The sequence below is a fragment of the Bradyrhizobium sp. USDA 241 genome, assembly GCF_049739505.1.
Classification (GTDB): Bacteria; Pseudomonadota; Alphaproteobacteria; order Rhizobiales; family Xanthobacteraceae; genus Bradyrhizobium; species Bradyrhizobium liaoningense.
In genome coordinates this window covers 105,381-130,827 of sequence record NZ_JBMGPZ010000001.1, presented here as the reverse complement: position 1 = coordinate 130,827, position 25,447 = coordinate 105,381, and the positions used below count along the sequence as shown (strand labels likewise).

The 25,447-nt window shown below is 62.1% G+C and carries 27 protein-coding genes and 3 pseudogenes; 8 read left to right on the top strand and 22 right to left on the bottom strand.

What is annotated here, in order from left to right; translation table 11 throughout:
- The first annotated feature begins 35 nt into the window (after positions 1-35).
- Entirely contained in the window at positions 36-1,409 is a 1,374-nt protein-coding gene (locus ABIF91_RS00765; protein ID WP_424578677.1) for a DUF2130 domain-containing protein, read from the top strand.
- Positions 1,410-1,453: 44 nt separating this feature from the next.
- On the opposite strand, the pseudogene ABIF91_RS00760 reads toward ABIF91_RS00765, so the two are convergent.
- From ABIF91_RS00760 to ABIF91_RS00740, 5 genes and pseudogenes are all read right to left on the bottom strand, one after another.
- A pseudogene (locus tag ABIF91_RS00760) lies at positions 1,454-1,786 on the bottom strand (PIN domain-containing protein); the annotation flags it as partial.
- The gene (locus ABIF91_RS00755; protein WP_424578690.1) at positions 1,786-2,019 is read right to left on the bottom strand and encodes a type II toxin-antitoxin system VapB family antitoxin; all 234 of its coding nucleotides are present in this window, start codon (positions 2,017-2,019) and stop codon (positions 1,786-1,788) included. The pseudogene ABIF91_RS00760 and the gene ABIF91_RS00755, both read right to left, overlap by 1 nt.
- A 72-nt stretch (positions 2,020-2,091) precedes the next feature.
- Complete coding sequence (locus ABIF91_RS00750; protein ID WP_028182303.1) at positions 2,092-2,664, bottom strand: hypothetical protein; 573 nt, start codon at positions 2,662-2,664, stop codon at positions 2,092-2,094.
- Between the two features lie 71 nt (positions 2,665-2,735).
- Positions 2,736-4,004 carry an IS256 family transposase gene (locus ABIF91_RS00745; protein WP_014497957.1) on the bottom strand — a complete coding sequence of 423 codons (1,269 nt, stop codon included), beginning with the start codon at positions 4,002-4,004 and terminating at the stop codon, positions 2,736-2,738.
- 61 nt (positions 4,005-4,065) lie between these two features.
- A complete protein-coding gene (locus tag ABIF91_RS00740) occupies positions 4,066-4,260 on the bottom strand; it encodes a hypothetical protein (protein WP_424578676.1) in 195 nt (64 codons plus the stop codon).
- Between the two features lie 275 nt (positions 4,261-4,535).
- Here ABIF91_RS00740 and ABIF91_RS00735 point away from each other — a divergent pair, with 275 nt between their 5' ends.
- Both ABIF91_RS00735 and ABIF91_RS00730 read left to right on the top strand, forming a co-directional pair.
- The gene (locus tag ABIF91_RS00735; protein ID WP_014498653.1) at positions 4,536-5,075 is read left to right on the top strand and encodes a GNAT family N-acetyltransferase; all 540 of its coding nucleotides are present in this window, start codon (positions 4,536-4,538) and stop codon (positions 5,073-5,075) included.
- Positions 5,076-5,266: 191 nt separating this feature from the next.
- Positions 5,267-6,064 (top strand): annotated as a pseudogene (locus tag ABIF91_RS00730) (IS1380 family transposase); the annotation flags it as partial.
- 330 nt (positions 6,065-6,394) lie between these two features.
- Here ABIF91_RS00730 and ABIF91_RS00725 read toward each other — a convergent pair.
- Positions 6,395-6,682 (bottom strand): annotated as a pseudogene (locus ABIF91_RS00725) (IS110 family transposase); the annotation flags it as partial.
- A gap of 177 nt (positions 6,683-6,859) precedes the next feature.
- On the opposite strand from ABIF91_RS00725, the gene ABIF91_RS00720 reads away from it, so the two are divergent.
- Complete coding sequence (locus ABIF91_RS00720; protein ID WP_080586306.1) at positions 6,860-7,132, top strand: transposase family protein; 273 nt, start codon at positions 6,860-6,862, stop codon at positions 7,130-7,132.
- Between the two features lie 65 nt (positions 7,133-7,197).
- On the opposite strand, the gene ABIF91_RS00715 is transcribed toward ABIF91_RS00720, so the two are convergent.
- Positions 7,198-8,475 carry a transposase gene (locus ABIF91_RS00715; RefSeq protein WP_424578675.1) on the bottom strand — a complete coding sequence of 426 codons (1,278 nt, stop codon included), beginning with the start codon at positions 8,473-8,475 and terminating at the stop codon, positions 7,198-7,200.
- 124 nt (positions 8,476-8,599) lie between these two features.
- Between ABIF91_RS00715 and ABIF91_RS00710 the strand changes: the two genes are divergently transcribed.
- A protein-coding gene (locus tag ABIF91_RS00710; RefSeq protein WP_424578689.1) for an IS3-like element ISRj2 family transposase occupies positions 8,600-9,729 on the top strand; the annotation gives its coding sequence in 2 pieces (ribosomal slippage) (positions 8,600-8,852 and positions 8,852-9,729; 1,131 coding nt in all).
- 145 nt (positions 9,730-9,874) lie between these two features.
- On the opposite strand, the gene trbG is transcribed toward ABIF91_RS00710, so the two are convergent.
- Genes trbG through traI form a run of 10 tightly spaced genes read right to left on the bottom strand, consistent with a single transcriptional unit; the run spans position 9,875 to position 18,287 of the window.
- Positions 9,875-10,735 carry a P-type conjugative transfer protein TrbG gene (gene trbG, locus ABIF91_RS00705; protein WP_424578674.1) on the bottom strand — a complete coding sequence of 287 codons (861 nt, stop codon included), beginning with the start codon at positions 10,733-10,735 and terminating at the stop codon, positions 9,875-9,877.
- Positions 10,732-11,394: a conjugal transfer protein TrbF gene (locus ABIF91_RS00700; RefSeq protein WP_284278624.1), complete on the bottom strand. Its 663-nt coding sequence runs from the start codon at positions 11,392-11,394 to the stop codon at positions 10,732-10,734. The genes trbG and ABIF91_RS00700 overlap by 4 nt, the downstream gene beginning before the upstream one ends.
- A 42-nt stretch (positions 11,395-11,436) precedes the next feature.
- Positions 11,437-12,597, bottom strand: coding sequence for a P-type conjugative transfer protein TrbL (gene trbL, locus ABIF91_RS00695; protein WP_028180954.1), 1,161 nt, complete (start codon positions 12,595-12,597; stop codon positions 11,437-11,439).
- A gap of 16 nt (positions 12,598-12,613) precedes the next feature.
- Complete coding sequence (gene trbK, locus ABIF91_RS00690; RefSeq protein ID WP_060907883.1) at positions 12,614-12,796, bottom strand: entry exclusion protein TrbK; 183 nt, start codon at positions 12,794-12,796, stop codon at positions 12,614-12,616.
- The gene (trbJ, locus tag ABIF91_RS00685; protein ID WP_060907882.1) at positions 12,793-13,590 is read right to left on the bottom strand and encodes a P-type conjugative transfer protein TrbJ; all 798 of its coding nucleotides are present in this window, start codon (positions 13,588-13,590) and stop codon (positions 12,793-12,795) included. Before trbJ ends, trbK begins: the two co-directional genes overlap by 4 nt.
- Entirely contained in the window at positions 13,562-16,015 is a 2,454-nt protein-coding gene (locus ABIF91_RS00680; RefSeq protein WP_424578673.1) for a conjugal transfer protein TrbE, read from the bottom strand. The genes trbJ and ABIF91_RS00680 overlap by 29 nt, the downstream gene beginning before the upstream one ends.
- A 9-nt stretch (positions 16,016-16,024) precedes the next feature.
- Positions 16,025-16,324, bottom strand: coding sequence for a conjugal transfer protein TrbD (locus ABIF91_RS00675; protein WP_028152997.1), 300 nt, complete (start codon positions 16,322-16,324; stop codon positions 16,025-16,027).
- Positions 16,317-16,697: a TrbC/VirB2 family protein gene (locus ABIF91_RS00670; protein WP_028152998.1), complete on the bottom strand. Its 381-nt coding sequence runs from the start codon at positions 16,695-16,697 to the stop codon at positions 16,317-16,319. The genes ABIF91_RS00675 and ABIF91_RS00670 overlap by 8 nt, the downstream gene beginning before the upstream one ends.
- Positions 16,687-17,655, bottom strand: coding sequence for a P-type conjugative transfer ATPase TrbB (gene trbB / locus ABIF91_RS00665; protein ID WP_038381012.1), 969 nt, complete (start codon positions 17,653-17,655; stop codon positions 16,687-16,689). Before trbB ends, ABIF91_RS00670 begins: the two co-directional genes overlap by 11 nt.
- Positions 17,656-17,660: 5 nt before the next feature.
- Positions 17,661-18,287 carry an acyl-homoserine-lactone synthase TraI gene (traI, locus tag ABIF91_RS00660; protein ID WP_035679252.1) on the bottom strand — a complete coding sequence of 209 codons (627 nt, stop codon included), beginning with the start codon at positions 18,285-18,287 and terminating at the stop codon, positions 17,661-17,663.
- A 410-nt stretch (positions 18,288-18,697) separates the two neighbouring features.
- Between traI and repA the strand changes: the two genes are divergently transcribed.
- The 3 genes from repA (at position 18,698) to repC (ending at position 22,466) form a co-directional block, all read left to right on the top strand.
- Entirely contained in the window at positions 18,698-19,885 is a 1,188-nt protein-coding gene (gene repA, locus ABIF91_RS00655; RefSeq protein ID WP_035679254.1) for a plasmid partitioning protein RepA, read from the top strand.
- 72 nt (positions 19,886-19,957) lie between these two features.
- On the top strand, positions 19,958-20,977 hold the full coding sequence (gene repB / locus ABIF91_RS00650; protein ID WP_035679260.1) for a plasmid partitioning protein RepB: 1,020 nt from the start codon (positions 19,958-19,960) through the stop codon (positions 20,975-20,977).
- Positions 20,978-21,146: 169 nt separating this feature from the next.
- Positions 21,147-22,466: a plasmid replication protein RepC gene (gene repC / locus ABIF91_RS00645; protein ID WP_284281421.1), complete on the top strand. Its 1,320-nt coding sequence runs from the start codon at positions 21,147-21,149 to the stop codon at positions 22,464-22,466.
- Positions 22,467-22,675: 209 nt separating this feature from the next.
- Here the strand turns inward: repC and ABIF91_RS00640 are convergent, their stop codons facing one another.
- The 5 genes from ABIF91_RS00640 to ABIF91_RS00620 form a co-directional block, all read right to left on the bottom strand.
- Positions 22,676-23,098: a type II toxin-antitoxin system VapC family toxin gene (locus ABIF91_RS00640; RefSeq protein ID WP_035679271.1), complete on the bottom strand. Its 423-nt coding sequence runs from the start codon at positions 23,096-23,098 to the stop codon at positions 22,676-22,678.
- Complete coding sequence (locus ABIF91_RS00635; protein ID WP_035679268.1) at positions 23,098-23,364, bottom strand: type II toxin-antitoxin system VapB family antitoxin; 267 nt, start codon at positions 23,362-23,364, stop codon at positions 23,098-23,100. Before ABIF91_RS00635 ends, ABIF91_RS00640 begins: the two co-directional genes overlap by 1 nt.
- 141 nt (positions 23,365-23,505) lie before the next feature.
- Positions 23,506-24,603 carry a tyrosine-type recombinase/integrase gene (locus ABIF91_RS00630; protein ID WP_284281417.1) on the bottom strand — a complete coding sequence of 366 codons (1,098 nt, stop codon included), beginning with the start codon at positions 24,601-24,603 and terminating at the stop codon, positions 23,506-23,508.
- The gene (locus ABIF91_RS00625) at positions 24,600-25,007 is read right to left on the bottom strand and encodes a type II toxin-antitoxin system VapC family toxin (RefSeq protein WP_284281415.1); all 408 of its coding nucleotides are present in this window, start codon (positions 25,005-25,007) and stop codon (positions 24,600-24,602) included. The genes ABIF91_RS00630 and ABIF91_RS00625 overlap by 4 nt, the downstream gene beginning before the upstream one ends.
- On the bottom strand, positions 25,007-25,261 hold the full coding sequence (locus tag ABIF91_RS00620) for a type II toxin-antitoxin system Phd/YefM family antitoxin (RefSeq protein ID WP_060907880.1): 255 nt from the start codon (positions 25,259-25,261) through the stop codon (positions 25,007-25,009). Before ABIF91_RS00620 ends, ABIF91_RS00625 begins: the two co-directional genes overlap by 1 nt.
- Between the last annotated feature and the right edge of the window lie 186 nt (positions 25,262-25,447).

Sequence of the window (25,447 nt, the reverse complement as noted above, 5' to 3'; positions counted from 1 at the left end):
AACGGAAACAGGAAACGCCCATCCGGGCAGCAACCATGCACGAGATCATCTGTCCCCACTGTGCTAAGGCCTTCAAGGTCGATGAATCCGGCTATGCCGACATTCTGAAGCAGGTCCGCGACGCCGATTTCGCAAAGCAACTGCACGAACGGCTGGAATTGGCCGAGCGCGACAAGCAAAGCGCGGTGGAGCTGGCCAAGGCCCAAGTTGCCAGCGATCTGCAGAAGACCGCCGCTGCCAAGGATGCCGAAATCCAGGAGTTGAAGTCCAAGCTCGAGGCCAGTGGAGTTTCGCAGAAGCTCGCGGTGACCGAAGCGCTTAGCGCCGTCGAAAAGGAGCGTGACAGACTCGCGAACGCGCTGGCCGAGTCCGAGCGCGAGAAGAAGGCCGCCTCGGAGCTTGCCGAGGCGCTTCTGGCCAGCGAGCAGCACAAGATCACTGCCGCCAAGGAAAAGGAAATCCAAGAGCTGAAGGCCAAGCTTCAGGCCGTCGAGCTGGAGAAGAAGCTCGCCGTGACCGAAGCCGTCGGCGCTATCGAGAAAGAGCGCGATGAGCTGAAGAACGGCATCAAGCAGGTCCAGCTTGAAAAGCAGCTGTCCGAGCAGTCGCTCAAGGACAAGTATGAAACCCAGATCAAGGATCGGGACGACGCGATCGAACGCCTCAAGGATATGAAGGCCCGTCTCTCGACCAAGATGGTCGGCGAGACCCTCGAACAGCACTGCGAGACCGAGTTCAACCGGGTTCGCTCGATGGCGTTTCCGCGGGCCTATTTCGAGAAAGACAACGACGCCCGGACCGGCAGTAAGGGCGACTACATCTTCCGCGACTCGGATGAGGCCGGCACCGGGATCATCTCGATCATGTTCGAGATGAAGAACGAGTGCGACAAAACCGCCACGAAAAGCAAGAACGAAGATTTTCTCAAGGAGCTCGACCGGGATCGCACCGAAAAGGGCTGCGAATACGCCATCCTGGTCTCATTGCTCGAACCAGATAACGAGCTTTACAATACGGGCATCGTTGATGTCTTCCATCGCTACCCGAAAATGTATGTCATCCGGCCGCAGTTCTTCCTGCCGATGATTACGCTGCTGCGGAATGCGGCGATCAACTCGCTCAAATACAAGACCGAGCTCGCGCTTGTGAAGGCGCAGAATATCGACATCACTCAGTTTGAGAGCCAGCTCGAAACGTTCAAGACCGCATTCTCGAAGAACTTCGATCTTGCGTCCCGGCACTTCCAGACCGCAATCGCTGAGATCGATAAGTCGATTGATCACCTGCAGAAGACCAAGGACGCCTTGATTGGTGCGGACCGCAATCTCCGCCTTGCGAACGACAAGGCGCAGGATGTGACGATCAAGAAGCTGACAAAGGGCAATCCGACGATGAGCAGGGGCACGTGATAGGCCTTGGCGCCGGCATAGGCGAAGCAGTCGCCGAAATTCAGGTCCGCCTTGTGGCCGACCACCTTCCCGTAGCGTTTGGCGGCATCCACAGCCTTTCGGCCGATATCGGCTGAAACCATGATCTCCTTGATCCCGAAATCCTCCAAGAACGTTGCGACAGCCGACTGTGAGGTTTCGATGAAGTGCACAGGCGCTGGCTTACCCTGCATGCCATTCTCGTCCGCCTTCTTCCGGGCGAGGCTGATCACGGCCTCATAGACGGTCGGCGGCGACACCAGTAACTGGGACGAGGAGCTATCAAGCCGCGCCAGCAGATCCCCGGCGTCATTTTCTTCTCCCAGGATGGCCACGATCGCGGAGGCATCGATATACATCAGATGTCGCCCCACATGTCGTCGGTGAAGGTTTTCATGTCGAAGGAGCCGCCACCCGGCCCCATTGTCCTGGCGATGGCAATGCTCGCTGCCGCGCGCTCGCTTGCCGGCTGTTTCTCACGGACGCGCTGCAGCTCATGCTCGAGCGCGAGACGCACGGCGAAATTTGCGGAGCTTAAGACCCCGCCTGCGGAAGCCGCGGAGTGAGGCTGCCAGTCGTGCCTCTGGCAAATCGTCTAATCGCATTCACGATTTACGTTTTCAACGACGGTATGGCTGGGCTTAACCCAAGAATGGCGAAGCTGCTAGCTATCCGTTCCCTTGGAGGCCGTGCTCGTCACCAATTTCTCGAATGTCACCTGTATCGGCCGGTGTAGGCGTCCGTCCTGCCAGCTTAGGCCGATTTGCCGCTTGGATTTGCCGATCAGCACGTCGATGGCCGAAGGCCGGTACAGCCAGTTCTTGAGTCCCGGGCTTTGGAGGACGTTCGGAGCTGCAATCATCATAACGAACTCCAAGCCCAAAAAGTTGGACCACAGCCCGACAAGCTCCTTCTGAGCGTCGCCGTACCATGGCTGCAGCTGGAAACGCGTGTGATTGATCAGTTGCGATCCCGTAGGCATGATGAAGTACAGGCCCGTGGCCTCCGGCCACTCATCGACATGTTCGAGCATGCGGATGATGTCGACGCCGCGTTCGAAGGCGCCGGGTAATTTTACACGGCCCTGAGCAAGACTGCCGGACACAGCCATAGCTTTGAGCGTCTTCAGCAGCCAGCGTTCGACATCATGACCGGACAGCAAGTACGGCAAGACGGCTTCGCTCGATTCCAAGCAGTCCCTGAGGCCGGCAAAGAATATCTTGGCAGCGGCATCCAACGGCGACAGCGCGCTGTTGTGTCGTCTACAAAGGCAGTTCGAGCTATGCGGGATTTTGGGTGACGAGGCGATCAGGCGGCGTGGTTTTCCGGCACTTGGATGACCTCGATGCCGTTTTCGAATCTGACACCTGCGCTGACCTTCGGCAACTGATTTGTGCCTTTCAGCCGCCGCCAGGTCTTTGATGCGGCGCAGAGCAGCTTGAACACCATCAACTTGGCAGTCGTTGACGATAACGAACCTTTCGTGCGCACCGTTCTGTGCCGGACCGTCGCGAACACGCTTTCGATGGGATTCGTCGTCCGCAAGTGGTCCCAATGCTCGGCGGGGAATTCGTAGAACGCAAGCATTGCGTCGCGATCTTTCGTCAGGCACTCGACCGCCTTGTCGTACTTCGCTCCGTATTTCTCGGCAAAGACATCGATCGCCACTTCGGCCGAAGCTCGGTTGGACGCCAAATAGACCTCGCGCAGATCCTTCTTCATGCTGGCCTGTACCGACACTGCGACTTTGTTCAAGATATTCGCGGTTTTGTGCACCCAGCACCGCTGATGTCGCGTGGCGGGAAAGACCTCGTCGAGCGCCTTCCAGAAGCCGAGCGCGCCGTCACCGACGGCGATTTCCGGGGCGATCTTCAGCCCTCGGGTTTTCGCCTCGACGAGCAGTTCGTGCCAGCTCTGCGTGCTCTCGCGCACGCCGACCTGGAAGCCGATGAGTTCCTTCTTGCCTTCCGGCGTCGCGCCGATCAGCACCAGCATGCATTCGCTGTGGTCTTCCATGCGAGCCTGCAGGAAGACGCCGTCCGCCCACACGTATACGTACCGGCGCGCCGACAGATCGCGCTTCTGCCAACGCTCGTACTCGAGCTGCCACTCCGTCGTCAGTCTGGAAACCACCGCCGGAGAAAGATTCGGCGCATCCTTGCCCAAGAGCGCCGCCAGCGCCTCCTGGAAGTCGCCCGTCGAGATGCCTCGCAGGTACAGAACCGGCAAAAGTGCATCCAAGCTCTTCGTGCGCCGTGCCCACAACGGCAGGATCGCCGAGGTGAAGCGGATCCGCTCGCCATCGCTGGTCACCGCGCGATCGCGAATCTTTACCCGGGCGACTTCGACGGCGCCGATCCCCGTCTGGATCGTCCGCACTGGACCATGGCCGTGTCGCACGAGGCGGTCGCGGCCATCGGGAAGCTTCAAGCCCTTCATCGCGGCGAGAAACGCCTCGGCTTCCATCTCGACAGCCTGCGCAAGCAGCTGCCGAGCTCCAGATCGCAAAATATTCGTCAGTGGATCGTCGATCTCATCGGGCTGACGCAGTGGGACAATGTTGCTATGCTCGTTCATGGCGTATCGCTCTCCTTGAGGTTCTGGCAGGCTCGACACCCGCCTCGATACGCCGCCTATCTCATTCCGTCATCACCCAGTTTCCCGCATAGCTCGCGGTGAGATTCTTTGGAGCCAGCGCCTTTGTTTCGCCTGCTTCGAGCCAAGGCAGTCCAGAGGCCGTGAAATTACCGTCCCCGCGAAGTATTTCGATCACAGCCTCGCTGATCAGATGCTCGCCGGAGATTGGCGCTTCGCAATTTCCCAGCTCCTGCATGTAACAGCGTTCAAGTGTCGTACTGGGCGAGCCGGATCGAAGGTCAAGCCCTGAAGCCGGCTTGTGCCATCGAACACCATCAAAACAGCAGGAAGCCGATTGTCGCCCCGATCGACAACGACAAGGTGCCACCTTCATTTCCTCAAGTCTGCGCTTGGCTTCACCCATCGGAGTGACCCCCAGCGGCAGTCTAGCCCGTCTTATTCGTAAAGGACCGGCTCATGCGTCGGCTTTGTCAGCTTTCTGTCAGCTCGTCCAAATAGTAGCTCGTTGTGATGAGAACCAATTACAACAACTGGCCCTCCGACGGGCAAAGTGTGGACCAGCAGCGCGATGCGCTGGCCGGCACTTCTGGCGCAGATGGTGCTGCTTTTACGGCCGCTTTAGCTGCTGGACCAGCGTCTTCCGCTTTTGACAAGAGGACAGGTGTGTCAGTCCGCCTACACAGAGTAAGTAGCAATATTGGCAACGCCCAAAGTGTTTCTTTGTTTACTGATGCCAATGAACGCAATAAGGTGGGAGCGATGACCGTGGCGCCGGGGCGCAACAGTTTGCGAATTCTCAGCATAGAAAATCTCGGCCGGTCGAGGTACAAAGGGGTCGGGACGGCTATGATTGAAGTCGCCGATCATACTAGGCAGTCCGCGGGCCTTTCCAAGCTATCCCTTCTCTCTCAAGATGAAGGAGCTTCAGCATTTTTCTACAAGAAGGGATTCCGGTTTGCGGACGAGGGCAAGAATGCGGAAATGCGGACTGTCATTTCCAATCCACGATACGTCTCAGATGAAATTCTTATGGGCGAGATGGAGCGCTAGCCCGTCTTATTCGTAAGAGTGCGCCTGAGGGCTGGCGAGCGTGGTGTAAAGCGCTGATGCGGCGTAGGATTCGGTTGCGAAGCCACCCCATCACCTTAAACCACGCCCGCCATGACCGATGATACGATTCTGCCATCCTCGTTTCCAGCCGTTCACGCCAAGAAAGTCACAGCTGCCTTCGATGGCGGTCGATCCACGTCTACGACACGGATAAGAGCCGGCCCGTGGCCGTCGTGCTGCGGCCCGGCAAGACGCCGGGCGGCGTCGAGGTGCGTGCCCATCTGCGCCGCCTGGTACGGCATATCCGGACGCGGTGGCACAACACGCGAATTACGTTCCGTGGCGACGGGCACTATGCCCGGCCGGAGGCCATGGCGTGGTGCGAGACCAACGGCATCGACTACATCTTCGGTCTGTCCGGCACCAAGCCTCTCGCCAGAAAAGTCGACGAGGTCGCCGACGACATCCGCACCCGACGCGCCATCGAGAACCTGCCGGTTCTGCGTGGCTATACCGAGACGCGCCACAAGGCAAAGTCCTGGGATCGCGAACGGCGCACCGTCGCCCGTATTGAGGCGACGATGCTCGGCCTCGACATCCGTTTCGTCGTCACCAGCCTCGATGTCGGCTCGGCCGAGTGGATCTACGACAGCCTGTATTGCGCGCGCGGCCAAGCCGAGAATCTGATCAAGCTGCATAAGACGCAGCTCGCCTCCGACCGCACCAGCTGCCGTTCGGCGCTCGCCAACCAGGTCCGTCTCCTGCTCCATACGGCCGCTTATTGGCTGATGCTGACCGTGCGCGACGCCATTCCCAAAGTCCGGGAATTGGCCGCTGCCGAGTTCGCGACGCTGCGTCTTCGGCTCTTGAAAATCGCCGCCCGTGTGGTCGAGACCTCGAGCCGCATTCGCCTTGCGTTCGCCGCGGCATGTCCCGAAGCCGACCTGATCCGCTGCTTGCCCGGTGCGCTGCTGCCGCTCGGTCCTTGACCGGCGGGGCGTCCGCCCCCCGTTCGCCCAACCTATACCTCAAGCGCGTTGCAAAGTACGGGTCGTCAGGCGGTGAAAAGCCGAAGGCAATCCTGTGCGCCTCGTCAGACAAGATGTTCGGCCGGATCAATCGGGCCCCAAAGCCGCACTCTCACGAATAGGACGGGCTAGCTTCGTATTCAGCATTCGACGAAGTCTCGCGGCGCGATGAAGGACCCCAGTCGATGAGCCTCCTTTGGATGCTTCGCCACCCGGCCGGCAAGGTCGGGTGAATAGGTCAGCAGCGCAACCCGTCAAGGCATCCACGCGGCTTTGTACGCGGAGCCTCCTTGACTGGTCGCTCTTGTTCACCTGCGCCTTGAGGAACGCCTTGGCATGTCGCGTCTCGATGCAGATTACCGGCAGGCCAGCCTCCGCCAGCCCGCTGAACAGCCATTGCGACAGCGGTCCAGCCTCGAGCCCAATCCGATCAAACCGCCAAATCGGATCGTTGAGTGCAGCAAGAAGATCGTCCGGGTGACTCACCAACCTCGCTTCCCGGCAAATGCGGCCCGTTTCGTCGACAATGCACAGGGACGTCTCTTTGACCGACACGTCCAGTCCAGCGTAATGTTTCATGCTGCGCTTCTCCGTCTGATGCTTGTGGCTGTTCGAAAACAGACCACGTTTATCATCAACCTGAAGCGCAGCACCCTGCTAACGCGGGGCTCAGCAACAGGCCGAATACCCCATCTGACTCACTTTTGATGCAGTTTGGGGGATGCGTGGCGCTTTGATTGGAGGAGAATCAACGCCATGCAGCAAGCACTCCACCGCTCCAGTCTGGTGCCGCGTGGGTTTGTTGTAGAGAGTGCATACTACGAAGGTGATAAGGCCGTCATTGAGATCCGGGCGTCCGGAAGCGTTGGTCTGTGTCCATTGTGCGGAACAGTTTCCCGGCGTGTCCATAGCCGGTATCGGCGACGCGTGACCGATCTCCCGCTTTCGGGGCGGATCGTACAGCTCCTGGTGATCGCCCGCCGCTTCCGCTGCGACGCCGTCCTGTGTGCGCGTTTCGCGGGATCGTGAGCGCGGATTTCAGGGTGTGAATGCGGATCGAAATTTGACCCCCCGTATTGCCGCATCTGCGAATGTTACCCTGATGGCGCCGTTGCAGCGGTCGATGCGATGTCGACTGATTGGCCGCGCCAGGTTGCTTTCCAAGCTTGCTCGGTGGGAGGGGCTGTGGGCGGGTCGGGCCCTACATAGCCCGAGCCGTCCACAACCCCGGACAATGGGGCAGCGGTGGTGGCGTCGCCGAGCGACTCCTCCGCGACCAACTGCTCGGCAGCCCTCCGTCTAAGCGCCCTCAGCAGACGCTGCACGATCGAATGCTGTCTCGTCCCGAACTCCTCGGGGTGTTTCTCGCTCAGCCGGCCGACGATGGCGAGTGCAGTCAGCTGCGGCTGCTCTGCGAGCCAGGCTTCGATCGCAGCAAGATGCGGGTCGAGCTTGGACGGCATGCGAACCCTGGTCTTATAGGGCCGACGGCTTCGCCGGTGCGTGGCACGCGGCTCGCCGGCCGTCACCGTCTTGCCGAGCGTCTTCGCAAACGTCGCCGCGGTCGCCGGCGCGGTGCTCGTGCAAGCGCGTTGCAGGCAGCGCGCCTGTCCGGCACGACGATCGACGCGATTGCCGAGTTCGTCCTGGGTTGCGCGAATCTCGGCCAACAGCGCGACCGGATCGAGCGAGCGATACTGATCGCGTAGCCGCCGCTTTACAGCCGCGGTCACCTTGGGATGGGCCAGCGCGCGCTGATAGGGCGTCAACGGAGCATGATAACGCTTGATCACTTTAGCCCCTTCGCGACGCTTCTCCTTCAGCTTGAACGACGGCTGGAAGAAGTTGACGTAGAGCCGTGCCGCAGCATAAAGGCGGCCCATCATACGCGCCGTCTCGACGCCATCGAAGCGGCCATAGCCCATGAGGCGGCGGACGACGGCACCATTCTTCTGCTCGACGAACGCCTGATCGTTCTTCTTATAGGCACGCGAGCGCGTCACCTCGAGCTTCTGTTGGCGGCACCATGGCACGACGACATCGTTCATGAAGGCGCTGTCGTTGTCGAAGTCCACGCCGCGCAAGAGCCAGGGGAACAGGCTCTGTGCGCGGTTGATCGCCTCGGCAACCAGCGAGCCATCCCGCGTCAGCAACGGCAGGCACTCCGTCCAGCCCGTGGCGATATCGACCATCGTCAGGGTCTGGATGAACGAGCCAGCCACCGACGTGCCGCCATGGGCGACCATGTCGACCTCGCAGAAGCCCGGCGGCGGGCTGTTCCAGTCATTGAAGGTGCGGATCGGGACCTCGCGCCGGATTGCCGAATGGAACCCGGCACGGCGCCGCCTGCCGCCGCTCGCCGCGATCTTCACATCGACGAGCAGGCGATCGATGGTGGCGGCGCTGATAGAGCTGGCCCCGCAAATTCGGACAGTAGCTTGAGTGGATTTTCTGCCTGACAGCGGCGAGGATTCTTGCTGCGAATCAGGAGCGAAGATGACGAAGAAGAGCCGCCGGACGCATTCTCCGGCATTCAAGGCGAAGGTTGCTTTGGCTGCGGTCAAAGGCGACAAGACACTGGCGGAGCTGGCGCAACTGTTTGATGTTCATCCGAACCAGATCACGATCTGGAAAAACCAGCTCCTGGAAGGCGCCGCCGGCGTGTTTGGGCATGACAAGACATCGGCCGAGACGCCGGTCGATTTGAAGGCGTTACATGCCAAGATCGGCGAGCTGGCGTTGGAAAACGATTTTTTGTCCGGCGCGCTCACCAAGGCGGGCCTGCTGAGCGCAAAGGGATGATCGACCGCGATCATGATCTTTCTATCGTGCGCCAGGCGAAGGTCCTGAAGCTGGCTCGCAGCACGGTCTACTATGAACCTCGGCCAGTTTCGGCCGAGGACCTTGCCTTGATGCGTCGGCTCGATGAGCTGCATCTCGATTATCCCTTCGCGGGAGCGCGTATGCTGCGATCGTTGCTGCGGCGGGAGGGCGTATACGCCGGTCGCCGCCACATCGCGACGCTGATGAAGCGCATGGGGATCGAGGCGGTCTATCGTCGCCCGAACACGAGCAAGCCGGCTCCGGGTCACAAGATCTACCCGTACCTGTTGCGCGGATTGAAGATCGAGCGGCCCGACCATGCGTGGGCAATGGACATCACCTACATTCCGATGCGGCGTGGCTTCGTCTATCTCGCGGCGGTCGTCGATGTGTTCAGCCGACGGGTCCTGGCCCATCGCGTCTCGATCACAATGGAGGCGGCCTTCTGCGTCGAAGCGGTCCAGGAGGCGTTGGCGAAGCACGGCAGGCCCGAGATTTTCAACACGGATCAGGGCAGCCAGTTCACCAGCCTCGAGTTCACCGATGTGCTGCTGGACGCGAAGATCGCCATCAGCATGGACGGCAAGGGCGCCTGGCGCGACAACGTGTTTGTCGAGCGGCTCTGGCGCACGGTCAAATACGAAGAAGTATATCTCCGCGCCTACGACAGCGTGTCCGAGGCGCGAGCGTCAATTGCCAAGTATCTGGCCTTCTACAATCAGGGACGCCCTCACTCGAGCCTTGACGGGCGCACGCCCGACGAGGCTTACTTCGGCACGCAAGCTATGGTGATGGCCGCATGACCGTCGCCGACGGTTTTGTCGTCGCTCTGGTCGGGCTACGCCCTCCCGACGCAACGACAAAACCGTAAAGCCCCGCGTTCAGCATAACCCGGCAGGAATCCACTTAAATCCAGCGGGGCGCTGTCCAAACAACCGGGGCCAGCTCTCATCCTCCCCTCCGGATCGTCACCTTGTCCTGGTTCCAAAAGCCGACGCCGGAGACCAGAATGGCGGTGTCGATCTGATAATCGACCACCATCATGTCGCCCTTTAGCCGGTAGTTGACGATGCGGTTCTGGCCGCCCGACACCACGAACAGGACCGGTGCATCCTGTCCGGAGAGCGATGATGGAAACTGGATATAGGTTTTCACGCCATCGCTGTAGACGCGGGTCGGCCGCCAGGAGGCGTTGCCGCTCACGCTATAGGCGAAGCTCAACTGCTCGGCGGGAACGCCGGCGCCCGGAAGCACGTCAGTGCCAAGCCGCGCGTTGATGTCCCCGAGCCGGCTGCTGACAGCCTCCGGATATTCGAAGCCGACGCGCGCCATGTATTGGCTCGCATTCGATTTGAGCTGGATGTGATAGGTCCGCCGCGAGGTCGTCACCACCATCGAGGTGACGAGCCCAGGCTCGGACGGTTTGACGATCAGGTGGATGGCTTGTCCGCCGACCGCGCCAGACGTCGCCGGTTCGATCTTCCAGCGCACGGTGTCGCCAACCAGCACATCGCGCACGACCTCACCGGCCTCGAGCTCGATGTCGCAAACCTCGAGCGGCGAGCAGACGACCGAGGGCTGGACCTCCCCGAACAGGAAGACGACCTTGCCGTCCGCGCCGCGCGTCACAAGGCCGGTCGATCCACGCCATTGGCTCGAAATGCCCGTGCCCTTTCGCTCCTTGGCGCTCATCGGCTGCGCGTGCGCGCTGACATCGGCAAGCAGCAAGCCGCAGACGGATACCGCGAGAACACTGCATGCATGAAGCCTTGTTGTGTTTAGGTGCATCTGCGTCCCCGCCCCTTTCATAGTTGCGCCGTCCAGTCGAAATCACGGAGGTAGAGGCCGATCGGATTGAGCCGGATGGTCTGCTCGTCCTGGGGTGGGGTCAGCGTGACGGTGGCGATGCCGCGATAGCGGTGCTCGCCGGTTTGCTTTCCCTTCCTGTCGCACTCGAATTCAGTCCAGTCGATCTGATACGACTGGTTGGACAGGGCGACGATGTTGTTGACCTCGACGGCGACCGTCGTCGTCTTGGCCCTCTCGAACGGCGAGTTGCTCCGGAACCAATCATTGATCTTTTGCGTGGCGGGATCAGAGGTCCGCAGCAGCGCGTAGGTGCGGTCGATATACTGCTTCTGCACGACTGCATCGGGCGTCACCGATCGGAAGTTCGCAACGAAGCTGCCGAGCGTCGCGCGCACCACCCGCGGATCCGCATACTCGATTTGCTGCGGATAGCCGGCGCTCGCGGCGGTGCCGAGCTTGTCGACCTCGACGATGTAAGGGACAAGCTTGACCTGCGTGCTCTGGAACAGCGCATAGGCGAAGCCGATCACCGCCATCACCATGGCGACGATGCCGATGGTGCGCCACGTCGCGGCCGCCTTCACATAGGAGCCGTAGCGCTCGTTCCATTCCTGACGCGCGGCGAGATAGGGATTGTCGGGCGGATTATGCGCAGGCATTCGGGAAAGGCTCTCTATTCTTCATCTGGCGGGTCCTGTCGCTCACGGCCTGTTCGCCGATTTCTTCTGGGCGACCCGCTGATCGAGCTTGGCGTTGGCGAGGCCAAGCGTTGAGGTGCCGAAGGAGCCCGGCGCGCCGATCGCCTGGTCGCGTGTGGCGGAGGCGAGCGCGCCGCCCGCCGTGCCGATGCCTTGCGTCATCGCCTTGAGGGCGGCCGCGCCAAACGAGGCGCCGTCAGCACGCGCGGAACTGAACCCGGCTGCCCCTGCCCTTGCCCCTCCCATGGCAAGCGTAGCGCTGCCGGCGGCGAAGCTCGCCGCCTGCCCCGCATGCTTCACTACCTCCATGCCGCTGCCGACGGAGACGCCCTGCACGACGCCTTGCACGATGCTCGGCACGTACATCGAGATGATGAAGACGACGACCGAGATGCCGCCGATCGCCAGTGTTCCGACAAAGGCGTCGTTGCCGGTACCGGTCTGGTTGGTAAGGTTCAACAAGGCGTCGGAGCCGATCTTGGCGATCATCACCAGCGCCATCAGCTTCATGCCGACGGAGAAGGCGTAGACGAGGTAGCGGATGGCAAAATCCTTGGTGAAGGACGAGCCGCCGAGGCCGAGCATGATCATGCCGGCGAGCAGGCCGACATACATCTCGACCATGACAGCCACGAAGATCGCGGCGACCAGCGAGAAGGCGATCACCACGATCACCATGGCGAAGACCGAGGCGATTGCGAGCGCATTGTCCTGGAACAGGCCGAACTGCGCGTTCTGCGACATCGCGGAGGCGACCTTGAGACCCGCGTTGAACACATCCGCCGGCGAAGCCGAGCCGCCGCCGGCACCGATCTGGTAGAGGCTGTCGACGACCGCTTTCGCGAAACTCGGCCCCTGGTCGAGCACGAAAGCGAAGAAGCCGATGAACATGATCCGTCGCACTATCTCGGCGAACCAGGCGTCAAGCGTTGCGGTCTGAATGGCAAGCCAGACCGCGGCAAGTCCGACCTCGATGCCAGCGAGGATCCAGAACAACGACTTGGCCGCCTGCATGACCGTCGTCTGCCAGCCCTTGGCGGCCGTCGTCACCGAATTCTCCAGCGTCGTGAGAACGCTGCCGTCCTGCTGCGCCAATGCCGGATGCGCAGCAACGACGATGCCGATCGCGATGATCAGAATGAGCCCCGGTTTAATCCCACGCACCCCCTGCCCCCTTATCCTACCAACGCGGTTTCATCTGCTGGCCGCCGGACGTCTCGTAGTCCTGCGGAGGTTTGAAGAAGTCGCTGGAACGCGATGCAGCCGGCTGCCCCCCGTAAGCGCGCGGCGCGAAAACGAGCCAGGCCCCTGCAGCGCCGGCGCCGATCGCGAGGATGACGATGATGATCGTGGACGGTCTCACCAGCGCGGCTCCATGGGCTGGCCGCCGGAGGTGGCCGGCGCAGTCGCGTTGAAGAACTGCTCCCGGCGCGCCTGCGACAGGTCCTTGCTCGCCTGCGAGGACTGGAACCAGGTTGCCATCATGGTGGTCTGCTGCGAGATCAGACCCCGCAGCTTCTGCATCTGGGCGACTTCCTGCGCGGCGATCTCATGGCCGACCTGCAGCGCCTTCATTTGGCCATCAGCGCTCTCCGAGGCCGTCTTGAGTTGCGTCATCGTCGAGTTCTCGGTCGCAAATTGCTGCGAGGTGAGACCCGCCGCCTGCAGCGTGCTCGAGATCGTGTCGCGGTTCGTCGTCGACCAGGTCTGATAAGTCGACGCGAAGCTCGCCCCATTGGGCAGATTGGTCTTGAACTGGGCGTAGCTCTGGAAGCGCTGCTTGAGCACGTCATCGATGTTGCCCATCGAGAACGCCATGCCCTGGCCCTGGTTGACGACGTTCTGCAGCTGCTTGAGATCGTTCTCGACCTGCCCCCAGACATGCGACGGCAACTGTGCTGTGTTCTGCAGCATGTTCTCGTAGATCCTCAGCTGGTTCTGAATCTGCTGGGCGAGCTGCGAGATTTGTTGAATCTGGTTGTTGATCTGCGTCGTCGACTGGCCGACGAGGCTGACCAGTTCGCCGTTGTTGAGGATCTGCGTGAACTCGGTGGCGCCGCCTGCTGCGGCGCCGGCGAACGCGGGACCGGCCGTCGGCGATCCGATGATGATGGCGGCGAAGAGCGCCTTACGAAGTTGCGAGAAGCGTCTCGGCATGGCCGATCCCCCTTTCCTTGAGCCAGTGAACGGGCCAATTGGCCTCGGCCTTCTTCAGCGCCAGGATGCGCTTCAGGTCGTCCTTGCCGGACGCACCGACAAAGGAGAGCGCGACGGGTCCGAGCGCCATATTGAAGAGGCGACGGCCTTCGGGCGAGGCGACGTAGTATTCGCGCTTGGGAACCGCGGTTGCCACGATCTCGATCTGGCGCTCGTTGAAGCCGATACGCTCGTAGAACTCGCGTGTACCGGGCTCGCGCGCGGCGCCATTCGGCAGGCAGATCTTTGTCGGGCAACTTTCCTTCAGCACATCGATGATGCCGGAGCGCTCGGCGTCCGAGATCGACTGCGTGGCGAGCAGCACTGCGCAATTGGCCTTGCGCAGCACCTTCAGCCATTCGCGAATCTTGTCGCGGAAGACAGGATGGCCGAGCATCAGCCAGGCCTCGTCAAGAATGATCAGGCTCGGTGCGCCGGTCAGCCGCTTTTCGATGCGACGGAACAAGTATGTGAGGACCGGGACGAGGTTGCGCTCGCCCATATTCATCAGCTGCTCGATCTCGAAGGTCTGGAAGGAGCCGAGTTGCAAGCCATCCCTCTCGGCATCGAGCAGTTGGCCCATCGGACCGTCGACCGTGTAGTGGTGCAGCGCGTTCTTGATCTCGCGCATCTGCACGCCCGACACGAAATCCGACAGCGATCGTCCGCGCGCCTTAACCATCAGGCCGATCTGCCGCGAGATGGCATTGCGATGATCGGGCGTGATCAAGACGCCTTGCACGGCGACGAGCGTCTCCACCCATTCGGCCGCCCAGGCGCGATCGGTGTCCGTCGATAAGTCTGATAACGGACAAAACGCGAGCGCTGGCGCACCATCCGCGTCGTCGGCGCCGATCTCGTAGTGGTCGCCGCCGGCGGCCAGCGTCAGCGGCATCATCGAGCGGCCCTTGTCGAAGGCGAAGATCTGCGCGCCGGCATAACGGCGAAACTGCGCTGCGATCAGCGCGAGCAGCGTCGACTTGCCGGAGCCCGTCGGCCCGAACACCAAGGTATGACCGACGTCGTCGACATGCAGGTTCAGCCGGAAGGGTGTTGAACCGGATGCGACCTGCATCAATGGCGGGGAGCTAGGCGGATAGAACGGGCATGGCGCGGTCGGATTGCCCGACCACACCGAATTGAGCGGGATCAGGTCGGCGAGGTTACGCGTGTTAATGAGCGGCTCGCGGATGTTGGCGTACCAATTGCCCGGCAGACTGCCGAGGAAGGCTTCCGTCGCGTTCAGCGTTTCGATGCGCGCGCCAAAACCCTCGGCCTGGATCAGGCGACGGACCGCCTCGGCCTTCTCCTGCAGGCGCGCGCTGCTCTCGTCGAACAGCACGATGACCGGCGTGTAATAGCCATAGGCGACGAGTTGCGAAGAGGCTTGTGCGATCGCATCCTCGGTCTCGGCCACCATGGCGGCCGCATCCTGATCGATCGAGCGGCTTTGCGTCTGGAAGAGCTGGTCGATGAAGGGGCGGACCTTCTGCTGCCATTTCTTGCGGGTGCGCTCGAGCTTCTGCCGCGCGTCCTGGTCGTCGAGGAACATGAAACGCGAGGACCAGCGATAGGTCAGCGGCATCAGATCGAGGGAGTTGAGGATTCCCGGCCAGCTCTCGGCCGGGAAACCGTCGATCGCCACGGCGCCGAGAAAGCGGTTCTCGACCGTCGGCGACAGGCCATGCTGGAGCTCGGCCGTCGCCAGCCAGTCGAGATACATCGGGATATCCGGCAAGCGGATCGGATGATTCTCGCCGGTGATGCAGAAGCGGATGAACTGGAACAGTTCATCGTAACGCGCTATGCGCGTGCCGTCGCGCTCCTCAACCTCGCGCGTTTCCATGCGCCGGATGGACAGGACGCTGGCGAGGTACTGCTCGACCTCGCGGATCGAAGTGCGGAAGCTCTCGATCGCCGTATCAGCATAGGAGGCTGATCGGCTCTCGGTATCGGAATAGATGTAGCGCGCGAGACCCGCGCGCCGCCGCTCGGGCGGCCGCCAGGACAGAATGATCGCGTGCCGGCTCTCGAAATGTCCCCTCTCCTGCTCGAACCGGCTGCGGCGTTCGTCGTCGATCGCCCGCGTCACCGGATCGGGAAAGTGGCAGTCCTGCTGCGCCGGATAATCCGTGGTCGGCACCCGCACCGCCTCGACCTGGATCATCCAGCCGGAACCGAGGCGCGCCAGGATGGTGTTGATCTGGCGCGAGACCTCGTTGCGTTCGGCATCCGTCGAGCTCTCGGAATCCGGCCCGGCAAAATACCAGCCCGCCATCAGCGAGCCGTCCTTGAGCAGCACGACCCCGTTCGCAACGAGCCCGGCATAGGGCACGAGATCGGCGAAGGACGGGCCAGAATGACGGAATGTACGCAGCGCGACCATGAGCGGACCTCAGTAACGACGCCAGGGCGTCGAGGTCGCCCGGTAGTGAGGCCGATAGGAGATGTGACGGGCATAGACCCGCCGCATCATCGGGTCGGCCTTCGCCATTATCCGCAGCGCCGCGACGACAACGATCCAGATAGCTGCGCCGAGGATCGCCGCATACCAGGTGAGCACGACGAAGATCAGGATGACGGCGGCAAGGCCTGTCAATAGCACAAGCTCGCGATCGGCGCCGAATAGCAGGTTCGGCCGCGACAGCGCGCGGTGAATGCGATTGCGTCGCAGATTGGCCCCGACCTCAGCCATGACCGGGCTCCCCTGCCCCATCGGCGCTGGCCGCTGCACGCGTGACATCACCGATCGACGCGCCGCTTGCACCGAATAGAGCCACGATCTGTGTGGCGCCGAGCAGAATGCCGGCGACAAGCACGACATACATGAGGCGTCGCGCGAAATCGTTGAGCTCGCCACCGAAGATCAGCATGCCGCCTGCAACGGCCACAGCTGCAAGCGCGATGAAGCCAGCCACCGGACCCGTGATCGATTGCTGGATCTGCTGAAGCGGGCTCTCCCAAGGCAGATTGCCGCCGCCGCTGGTCGACGCAAAGGCGGGGTCGAGTATCAGGAGCGCGAGCAATGCGGCGCTCGTGCCGACAATCATCATGCGGTTATGCGACATGGCGTTCCTCCTTCGGGGCATAGGACTGGGTTCGGTATTGGCCCGCTGAGAAGCTCTCGACATGGAGCACGTCGCGGACCTGGCGGCCGCGATCCGTTCGTTCGATCGAGACGATCAGATTGACCGCCTCGCCGATGACCTCGCGCATGGGCTGTTGACTGGCTTCGGCTGTGAGCTGCTCGAGACGGCGCAGCGCCGAAACGGCGCTATTGGCGTGGATGGTGGTGATGCCGCCGGGATGGCCGGTATTCCACGCCTTGAGCAGCGTGAGCGCCGCGCCGTCGCGTACTTCTCCGACGATGATGCGATCGGGCCGTAGCCGCATCGTGCTCTTGAGCAGGCGCGCCATGTCGACCGTGTCGCTGGTGTGAAGCGAGACGGTGTTGTCGGCCGCGCACTGGATCTCGGCCGTATCTTCGAGAATGACCAGGCGGTGTTCAGGCGCGTGCGCCACGATCGCCGCGATCACGGCATTGGCGAGTGTTGTCTTGCCCGAGCCCGTGCCGCCCGACACCACGATGTTCAAGCGCGAAGCGATGGCGTTGCGGATGACCGCAAGATGGTCGGTCGTCATCACGCCCTGCGTCACGTAGTCCTCGAGATTGAAGAGACGCGAAGCCCGCTTTCGGATCGTGAATGTGGGGGCGCCGACGACGGGCGGCAGCAAACCTTCGAAGCGATGACCGCCGATCGGCAGTTCCCCCGAAATGATCGGACGCTCGTCGTCGGCCTCCGATTGCAGCGCATGGGCGACACTGCCGATAATGATCTCGGCGGTCGCCTCCAGCATGGTCCCGGCAGCGGTCATCCCTTGGCCTAGTCGTTCAATGAACAACCGGCCATCCGGATTGAGCATCACTTCGACGACCGCCGGATCATTGAGCGCGGCGCATATCTGGTCGCCAAGCGCATCCTGGAGTTTGCGGACGAGCCGCGGATGAGAACGAAGTTCGGCCATATCGCTCACGCAGCGACGCGCTGAAGGTGCCGCAGGTCGGACCGATAGCCAGGCGGGCAGACCCGATCGAAGCTTGCCTGGCCGGCCGGTAGGATGCCGGCGACGCTCATGGTCTCGCCGATGAGCTTTACGCCGCCAAAGCGCGTCATGGGCCAGCCCGCCCGTTGGAGGATGCGTTCGAAGCGCACGTCCGTTGCCGTGGCGATCTCGCCGAAGCCATTCGACATCGACCACTCGATCATCCCCGCGAACATTGTCAGCGTGGCCTCGTGCAGGAACCGGCCTCCCCTCCTCCCGACGCGCGTGTCGAGGAGGCAAACGCGCGAGCTCTCGATCATGGTCGATTTGCTTCGTAACCCGCCGCCCGGGAGCAGTTGCGGGCAGGTCCGCGACAGCATGGTCGGGCCCGTGGTCGGAAGCAGACGGGCACAGCCGGCGACGCCGCCGTGGTTCGTCAGGGCCAGGAGGTAGGTCGGGTCAAGCGCGTCGTATTCATCGCGCTCGCGGCCGTACTCGATCCTGACCTGGCAACCGAGCCGGTCGGCGAACATCCGGGCGCGCAACTGATGCATCTCATCGACCAGAGACCCCAATCCGCCGTGTTCGTTGGCATCGATCGCAATTGCCCGCATTCGTCGAATCCTCCGTCGCGTTCGTGAACGGAGGCAAGTCAGCACGGCGCGGCGGCTCGTACGCTCTGTTGAATTAACGGGGCCCCGGCGAGCTCCGATTCGCGATGAGTCGCGCCTTCGGCGTCGGATTTGGTCGGGTTGCAGCTCTAGTCGAGGCCAAAAGGGTCGCTTTGACTGTAGAATTAACGGGGCAGAAAACGATGCGGCCTCGCTCCACGAGCGCTTTGTAAGCCCTCGATAAGATTAGACGAATCGGAACGAATCACTTGCTCGTTCCGCGCGGCTGAGAATAGCCGTTAAGATGTTGTTAACCTTAAAGGACTTGCCACACGGGCCGAATCTCCCATACTGGCGCCTGACCGGCACGTTTTGCTGTTTGTGGCGCCATTTTCTAGGTAGGGTGGATTAGGATGGGCCTGCTCCCGACATTCGAGTTTGACGAGAAAATCCTCGCACAGGGCGACGAGATCTCAAGGAAGCTCGATCAGCTTCGCCTGGAGAAATTTCCTCCGGACGCGAAGAAGACGCTCCGTCTGTTCCCGATGTCGGAAGTCGCCCACTATCTCGGCGTCAGCCCGAACAACCTCAAAAGACTACATCTCGAAAAGAAAGGTCCGGAGCCCACTATCGCAGGTAGTGGAAGGCGCTTCTATACTGCGGAACAGATGATGGAGCTGCGGCACTATCTCGACAAAAACGGACGGTCAGACGCGAAGAAATACGTCCCCTCCCGCAAGCCCGGGGAGAAGCTCCAGGTTATCGCTGTCGTTAATTTCAAGGGGGGCTCTGGGAAGACCACGACGGCCGCCCATCTGAGCCAGCATCTCGCCCTGACCGGGCATCGTGTGCTCGCAATTGACCTTGATCCGCAGGCCTCGCTCTCGGCGCTTCACGGCTTTCAGCCGGAGCTCGATCGGAATCCGTCGCTGTACGACGCGATCAGGTACGACGAAAAGCGTCGGCCGGTTGCCGACGTCATTCTGCGGACCAATTTCCCTTTGCTTGAGATCATCCCGGCAAACCTCGAGCTTCAGGAATACGAGTACGACACGCCGCTCTCGATGCAGGGCTCGAACGAGGGGAAGCGGTTCTATGAACGCCTCGGCCGCGCGCTTGAGGAAGTAGACGATCGATTCGATGTCGTCGTAGTTGATTGCCCGCCGCAACTGGGCTTCCTGACGCTGACAGCGCTGACCGCTTCCAGCTCTGTTCTGATTACCGTCCATCCGCAGATGCTGGACCTTATGTCCATGAGCCAGTTCCTGCTGATGCTCGGAAACTTCGTTAGGGCAATCCGGGAGAAGGGCGCGCCCGTCAAAATCGACTGGCTTCGATATTTGATCACCCGATTCGAGCCGACGGATATTCCGCAAACCCAAATGCTGGGCTTCATGCAGTCGATGCTCGCTGAGGAGATCCTCAAGAACCCCATGCTGAAGTCGACTGCCATCTCGGACGCAGGACTGACGAAGCAGACCTTGTATGAGGTCGAACGCGGCAGCTTCAATCGGGACACCTACGATCGTGCCATTGAGGCACTGGACGCGGTGAATTTCGAGATTCAGGCGCTCATCCACCGGGCGTGGGGGCGTCTGTAGTGTTGACCGCAGTCAAAACCGCCGAAAATCTCTGCGACTTCAAGAGCCTAAGGCGAAATGGGAGGTTTGGTCATGGCTCGTAAAAACCCCTTCGCCAACATTCTTGACGATCAGCGGCCCGCGGTTGACGACGTCGCCGCCGATCACAAACGGCCGTCCCGTCCAGTGTCCGACTATGCGGCCAAGGGCGCGTCTCGCTCGCTCCTTAAGTCGCTCGACGAGCTTGCGGCTAGGGCCGACAAGCTCGTAGAGGGGGAAACGGTCGTCGAGCTTGAGCCCGACTTGATCGACGCCTCGTTCGTCCGCGATCGTCGTGCTGACGATGAGGCCGAGTTCAACCAGCTGCTGGAGCGGATCCGCGAGCGCGGCCAGGACTCCCCTATTCTGGTCAGGCCGAATCCGAAGTCGGCCGGCCGGTACATGGTGGTCTTCGGACATCGCCGCTGGAAAGTCGCTCAGGCGCTCGGCCGGAAGGTACGCGCCGTCGTCAAGGACATCGAGGATCGAGAGCATGTGCTTGCGCTCGGTCAGGAGAACGCCGCGCGTGCGGACGTCCCGTTTATCGATCGCGCGCTCTTCGCCGCTGACGTTGTGCGTCTCCGTTACGACGACGACAATGCAATCATTCTGAGCGCGCTCTCGATCGACCGAACGACTCTCTCAAAGATGCTGTCGGTCGCAGGCCTGCCCTCCCCCATCTTGGAGGCCATCGGCCAAGCGAAGAACGTCGGCCGCGATCGCTGGTATGAGTTGAAGCTGCTGCTCGATAGTCCGGCAATCCAGGAGCGCGCGCTCCAGACCATTCGGGACGAGGCCTTCTCCCGGCTGTCGAGCGATGCGCGGTTCGACTTTCTGGTCCGCAAATTGAGGTCGAAGCCGACACGCAAGCAGAACCAGCCGAGCAGGCGAAACTGGACACCCCGGGACAGCGCCCTCTCGGCGGAGATTTCCGCCGAAGGGAAGAAGTTCACACTGGCACTCAAGGCCAAGACGTCTGACGCCCGTGCGTTCGGCGAGTATCTCTCGGAGAACCTCGATCAACTCTATGAGGCGTTCCGCAGAGGATCGATTCCACAGGAGACGGGAGACTAACCCAGCAAAAGAAAAAGGCCCCCGAAACGAGGTTCCGGAAGCCCTTCTCTGTTACGTTTGGCGACTGACAGAATCCCACTTCCGCGAATCGGTGTCAAGCCCAACCGGCCGCAGTCATGCGCTCGTTTTGGAGGGCGGACTTCTTTTGCCTAGCGATAGGTGAAGAACAATGCAGACACCCTTATCAACGACGCCCTTTGGGCGGCGGCCGATGACGCTTGGCATGATTTCAAGCCAGCTGGCCGCAAAGGCAAAACCAGAGACAGCCATTGTTCACAAATGGCACGTTTTTCAGCACATCAAGGAAGTGCGCCAGGTTCTCGGCGCGACCGACCGTGCGCTGACGATCCTGCACGCACTGTTGTCGTTCCATCCCGAGACCGCGCTCGAGGCCGACGGCGAGTTGATCGTCTGGCCTTCCAACGAGCAGTTGATGGCGCGGGCCAACGGGATGCCGCCGACGACGCTGCGCCGGCATCTTTCCGTCCTGGTCGACTGCGGCCTGATCATTCGCAGAGACAGCCCCAACGGCAAACGCTACGCCCGCAAGGGGCAGGGCGGAGAGATCGAGCAGGCTTACGGCTTTGACCTGGCTCCGATCGTGGCCCGCGCCGAGGAGTACAAGACGCTCGCCGGCGCAGTGCAGGCCGAGAAGAAGGCGTTCCGCGTTGCCAAGGAGCGGCTCACCATCCTGCGCCGGGACATCGTCAAGATGATCGAAGCCGGGCTTGACGAGGGCGTCCCGGGAAATTGGAAGCGGTTTCAGCACGCCTACCAGGAGATCGCCGGGCGGATTCCGCGGACTGCCCCACGGCAGCTTTTGGAGAGCCTCGGCGGCGAAATGGAAGAACTCTGGTGTGAGATTCGTGAGCTGTTGGAAACGTTCGCCAAAACACAGAATCTGGACGCCAATGAGTCCCATTCTGGTTGCCACATACAGAATTCAAATCCAGATCTTTCATCTGAATCTGAACGAGGCTTGGCGACCAAACATGAAGCGGGCCGCGACGCCGCGGCTAACCACAACCTGCGGAGCTTGCCGAAGCGTGAGCTCCCCTTGGGGATTGTTCTGGATGCCTGCCCCAACATACGCTGGCTGATCAAAGAGGGCGAAATCCGGCACTGGAAGGATTTGGTGGCTGCGGCGGAGCTTGCCCGGCCGATGCTGGGGATCAGCCCGAGCGCCTGGCGCGAGGCCAGGGAAGTGCTGAGTGACCAACAGGCCGCGATTACGCTGGCCGCGATCTACCAGAAAGCCGACCAGATCAACAGCGCCGGCGGCTATCTGCGAAGCCTGACCGACCGCGCCAAGGCGGGCAAATTCTCCGTTTGGCCGATGATTATGGCCTTGCTGCGCGCCAAGCTGGACGGATCGAAGCCAACCCCGCCGCCCGCGGGTGGTCCCGCCGAGCAGGGCAAACCCACGCAGTCCGGCGGCTACCATGCCAGTGCCGAATTGCGCGCCTCATTGGCCAGGCGGCCGAAATGACCCGAAACGGCGCCAGGAAGGACTCCGTCATCGCAGACGACTCGGCTACCGGCCGCGTCGGACTGGATGACGCCCTGGACGAACTCCGAACGGCGATGGGGAGGTGATGAACAAGGTGCGCGCTTTGCCTGAGTTGGCGCGTCGACCAAGCCTGAATTCGTGAGCGGGGCGGTGCGCCAGCCCGCCTCTTTCCGCAAAGAGGCCCGTCGCTATCGGAGATCGGTCTGAGCGAAGTCGTTGCCCTTATAGAGGAGCGGGATGCGGTAAGCCTTGGCGCAGGCATAGGCGAAGCAGTCCCCGAAATTGAGCTGCGCGGGGTGGTCGACTAGGCGGCTGTAGGTCTGCGCCGCTTCGAGGGCCTTGCGACCGATATCCGACGAGACGGAAATTTCCTGGGCGCCGAGCGCGATGACGAATTCCCGCACCGCGGTTTCGGCCTTGGCGAGGAGGGCGGCGTCGCGCGGTAAGCCGGTTTCGCGGGCGAGCTTCGCGGCAAGCGACGCGGCCGACTCGAACAATACGAGGGGTGAAACGAAGAAGCCCGTTTTCGAGCCGTTCAAGCGGCCGGCGAGTTCGGGTCCATCCGGCTCGCCGCCGAGAATCGCGACAATGGCCGAGGCATCGAGGAACATCAGCCGCCCCACATCTCGTCGGTGAAGGCCTTCATGTCGAAATCGTCCGTGCCAGCGAGGCCGCGCTCCGCAGCGTTGGTCCGAATGCCAGCGACGATTGCGAGAGCATTGCCGATTCGTTGGCTCGGGAGCATATTTTCAGTTTGGCGCTTGATCTCGTGCTCGAGCGCGAGACGCACGGCTTCTGTTTTGGTCCGCGAGCCTGTCATGGCCTGGAGCCGGCTGGCGAGGTCGTCGACCTGATCGTCACGAATGAAGAGGGGCATGAGATATCTCCTTGAGGATATCTATCATGGCCATATTGGGATATCCATGGTAATTACCGCACGTCGCCAGTCAGGCCGGTCTATCCGTCTGGAGGAACGCGGACCGTGCGCGGTGATGCGAGCGAGGCCGGTATTCGGCGGTCAAAGGCCCGCGGCCTTGGTGAGATTTACCCGGAAGCGGTCGCGCCGCCGCTGATAGCGGCGGGTCTGCTCGGCGCTGGCGTGGCCGAGCTGTTTCTGCACGTAGCGCTCGTCGACCTCAGCCGAGGAGGCGAGGCCGGCGCGCAGCGAATGTCCGGCGAATTTCTCGACCCGTTCGCCTTCGGTCAGGTCGGCGCGCACTCCGGCGGCCAGCGCGGCGCGTTTGACCAGCCGGGCGACCTGTTGATCGTTCAGGCGATCCGGTCCGACGTCCTTGCCTTGGCCGGTCACCCGGCGGAATATCGGTCCATGGCCGATCCGCGCGAGCTTCAGCCAGATCTGCAAGGCAACGAGCGGGCAGGTGGCGTCGGACGAGCCCCGGCCGATCTCGATCTCGCGCCAGCCGGTTTTGCCGCGCAGAGTGACGATCATGCCCTTGTCGAGGATCTCGACCCAGCCTTGGCCGTCCTCGGTGTCGTCGCGATGGACGTCGAGGCCGACGATCTCGGAGCGGCGCAGGCCGCCGGCGAAACCGAGCAGCAGCATGGCCCGGTCGCGCAAGCCGCGCAGGGTGCCGCGGTTAAGCGTCTCGAGCATGGCGATGACATCTTCCGGCAGCACCGCTTCCTTCTGCCGGGGCGGGGCGCCATGGGTGTTGCGGATGCCCGCGAGGACCGTTGCGATATGCCGGTCCGCGCGGTCGAGTGGCGTGCCGCGCTGGGCATAGTTCCAGGTCAGGGCCGAGAGCCGGCGCTCGATCGTGGCGACGGAATTCGCCTGGCGATCGGCCGTCGCGGCGCCGGAGGCGCAGGCAGTGATGTAAAGCCCGACCGTCTGCGGGGAGGGCGGAAGCACCTCGAGACCCTGACGCCGGCACCACCCGGAAAAGTGCTTCCAATCGGAGGCATAGGCCCGGCGCGTGTTGGCCGAGTTCGCCGCGTCGACGTAGTCGCGGGCGCGATCGGCAAGCCGTTCGAGATGCGCCGGCAGGCCGGTTTTGGGTGCCGGAAGAGGGGAGGGGACTGATGCGGCGGCAGGATCTGTGTCGATCTCCGCGGCCGCCAGCGGTTCCGAACCGGTTGCTGGTGGGCTGCTCATGCCGAGTCCTCCCAGGGATTGATTACCGTTGCACCCGTATCCTCGAAATCCCCTACATTGCGGGTGACGAGGATGAGGTCGTGGACGATCGCGGTTGCGGCGATCAGCCCGTCGATATCGCCGCGCGGCCGGATCGCGGCGATGCGACCCCACTCGACGGAGATCTGGTCGGTCACCGCCAGGATCCGATCGGCGTGGTCGTGGCGCAACTTGCGCAACCATTCGGTCAGATGGCCGGCCGCCTTCGGGTCCGACTTCTGCTTCAGCGCGATGCCGCGCATGATCTCGCCGAGGGTGAGGGTGCTCAGGTGGACACTCGCCGGATCCACCGAGCGCAGCCAGCCGGTTGCCTCTGGAGAGCCGCGCCGAGCCTCGGAGACGACATTGGTGTCAACGAGATACATCAGAAAGCCGCGTCGCGGCTGGGGGTCTTGGTGCGCCGCATCGCTTCTTCGGCCAATTCGTCATCCCAGCTTGGCCCGGCCAGCAAGTCATCGACCAGGGTCGGCCGGCCGGACCGTAATGCATCGTAATCGGCGGCCGACAGCACCACCGCGGCGCGCATCCCGCGCAGGGTGACGATCTGTGGGCCTTCGAGGCGGGCCTTCTGCACCACCTTGGAAAACTGGTTCTTGGCGTCCTGCAGCGGCCATTCCATTTTGTGCGTTCCTAGCTAGACAGGCTAGCTGTGTTCTAAATGGCGTCCTCGTAGCGGTCAAGGTTGGGCCGCCTGGCGGCCTGACGCTTCGACCGCGGAAAGATCGACCCGAGGAGCGGCTCTCAGGCGGCGCGGGGACCCTCCGGAGCATGATTTTCCGGGCTCTGGGCGGTGAAACGAGCATGC

What these genes read in the sequence shown, in the direction of transcription:
- ABIF91_RS00765 (WP_424578677.1), top strand. Translation starts at nt 36, where the DNA reads ATGCACGAGATCATCTGTCCCCACTGTGCTAAGGCCTTCAAGGTCGAT.
- ABIF91_RS00745 (WP_014497957.1), bottom strand. Translation starts at nt 4,004, where the DNA reads ATGAACGAGCATAGCAACATTGTCCCACTGCGTCAGCCCGATGAGATC.
- ABIF91_RS00740 (WP_424578676.1), bottom strand. Translation starts at nt 4,260, where the DNA reads ATGCAGGAGCTGGGAAATTGCGAAGCGCCAATCTCCGGCGAGCATCTG.
- ABIF91_RS00735 (WP_014498653.1), top strand. Translation starts at nt 4,536, where the DNA reads ATGAGAACCAATTACAACAACTGGCCCTCCGACGGGCAAAGTGTGGAC.
- ABIF91_RS00720 (WP_080586306.1), top strand. Translation starts at nt 6,860, where the DNA reads ATGCAGCAAGCACTCCACCGCTCCAGTCTGGTGCCGCGTGGGTTTGTT.
- trbG (WP_424578674.1), bottom strand. Translation starts at nt 10,735, where the DNA reads ATGAAAGGGGCGGGGACGCAGATGCACCTAAACACAACAAGGCTTCAT.
- ABIF91_RS00700 (WP_284278624.1), bottom strand. Translation starts at nt 11,394, where the DNA reads ATGCCTGCGCATAATCCGCCCGACAATCCCTATCTCGCCGCGCGTCAG.
- trbJ (WP_060907882.1), bottom strand. Translation starts at nt 13,590, where the DNA reads ATGCCGAGACGCTTCTCGCAACTTCGTAAGGCGCTCTTCGCCGCCATC.
- ABIF91_RS00680 (WP_424578673.1), bottom strand. Translation starts at nt 16,015, where the DNA reads ATGGTCGCGCTGCGTACATTCCGTCATTCTGGCCCGTCCTTCGCCGAT.
- ABIF91_RS00675 (WP_028152997.1), bottom strand. Translation starts at nt 16,324, where the DNA reads ATGGCTGAGGTCGGGGCCAATCTGCGACGCAATCGCATTCACCGCGCG.
- ABIF91_RS00670 (WP_028152998.1), bottom strand. Translation starts at nt 16,697, where the DNA reads ATGTCGCATAACCGCATGATGATTGTCGGCACGAGCGCCGCATTGCTC.
- trbB (WP_038381012.1), bottom strand. Translation starts at nt 17,655, where the DNA reads ATGGCCGAACTTCGTTCTCATCCGCGGCTCGTCCGCAAACTCCAGGAT.
- traI (WP_035679252.1), bottom strand. Translation starts at nt 18,287, where the DNA reads ATGCGGGCAATTGCGATCGATGCCAACGAACACGGCGGATTGGGGTCT.
- repA (WP_035679254.1), top strand. Translation starts at nt 18,698, where the DNA reads ATGGGCCTGCTCCCGACATTCGAGTTTGACGAGAAAATCCTCGCACAG.
- repB (WP_035679260.1), top strand. Translation starts at nt 19,958, where the DNA reads ATGGCTCGTAAAAACCCCTTCGCCAACATTCTTGACGATCAGCGGCCC.
- repC (WP_284281421.1), top strand. Translation starts at nt 21,147, where the DNA reads ATGCAGACACCCTTATCAACGACGCCCTTTGGGCGGCGGCCGATGACG.
- ABIF91_RS00640 (WP_035679271.1), bottom strand. Translation starts at nt 23,098, where the DNA reads ATGTTCCTCGATGCCTCGGCCATTGTCGCGATTCTCGGCGGCGAGCCG.
- ABIF91_RS00635 (WP_035679268.1), bottom strand. Translation starts at nt 23,364, where the DNA reads ATGCCCCTCTTCATTCGTGACGATCAGGTCGACGACCTCGCCAGCCGG.
- ABIF91_RS00630 (WP_284281417.1), bottom strand. Translation starts at nt 24,603, where the DNA reads ATGAGCAGCCCACCAGCAACCGGTTCGGAACCGCTGGCGGCCGCGGAG.
- ABIF91_RS00625 (WP_284281415.1), bottom strand. Translation starts at nt 25,007, where the DNA reads ATGTATCTCGTTGACACCAATGTCGTCTCCGAGGCTCGGCGCGGCTCT.
- ABIF91_RS00620 (WP_060907880.1), bottom strand. Translation starts at nt 25,261, where the DNA reads ATGGAATGGCCGCTGCAGGACGCCAAGAACCAGTTTTCCAAGGTGGTG.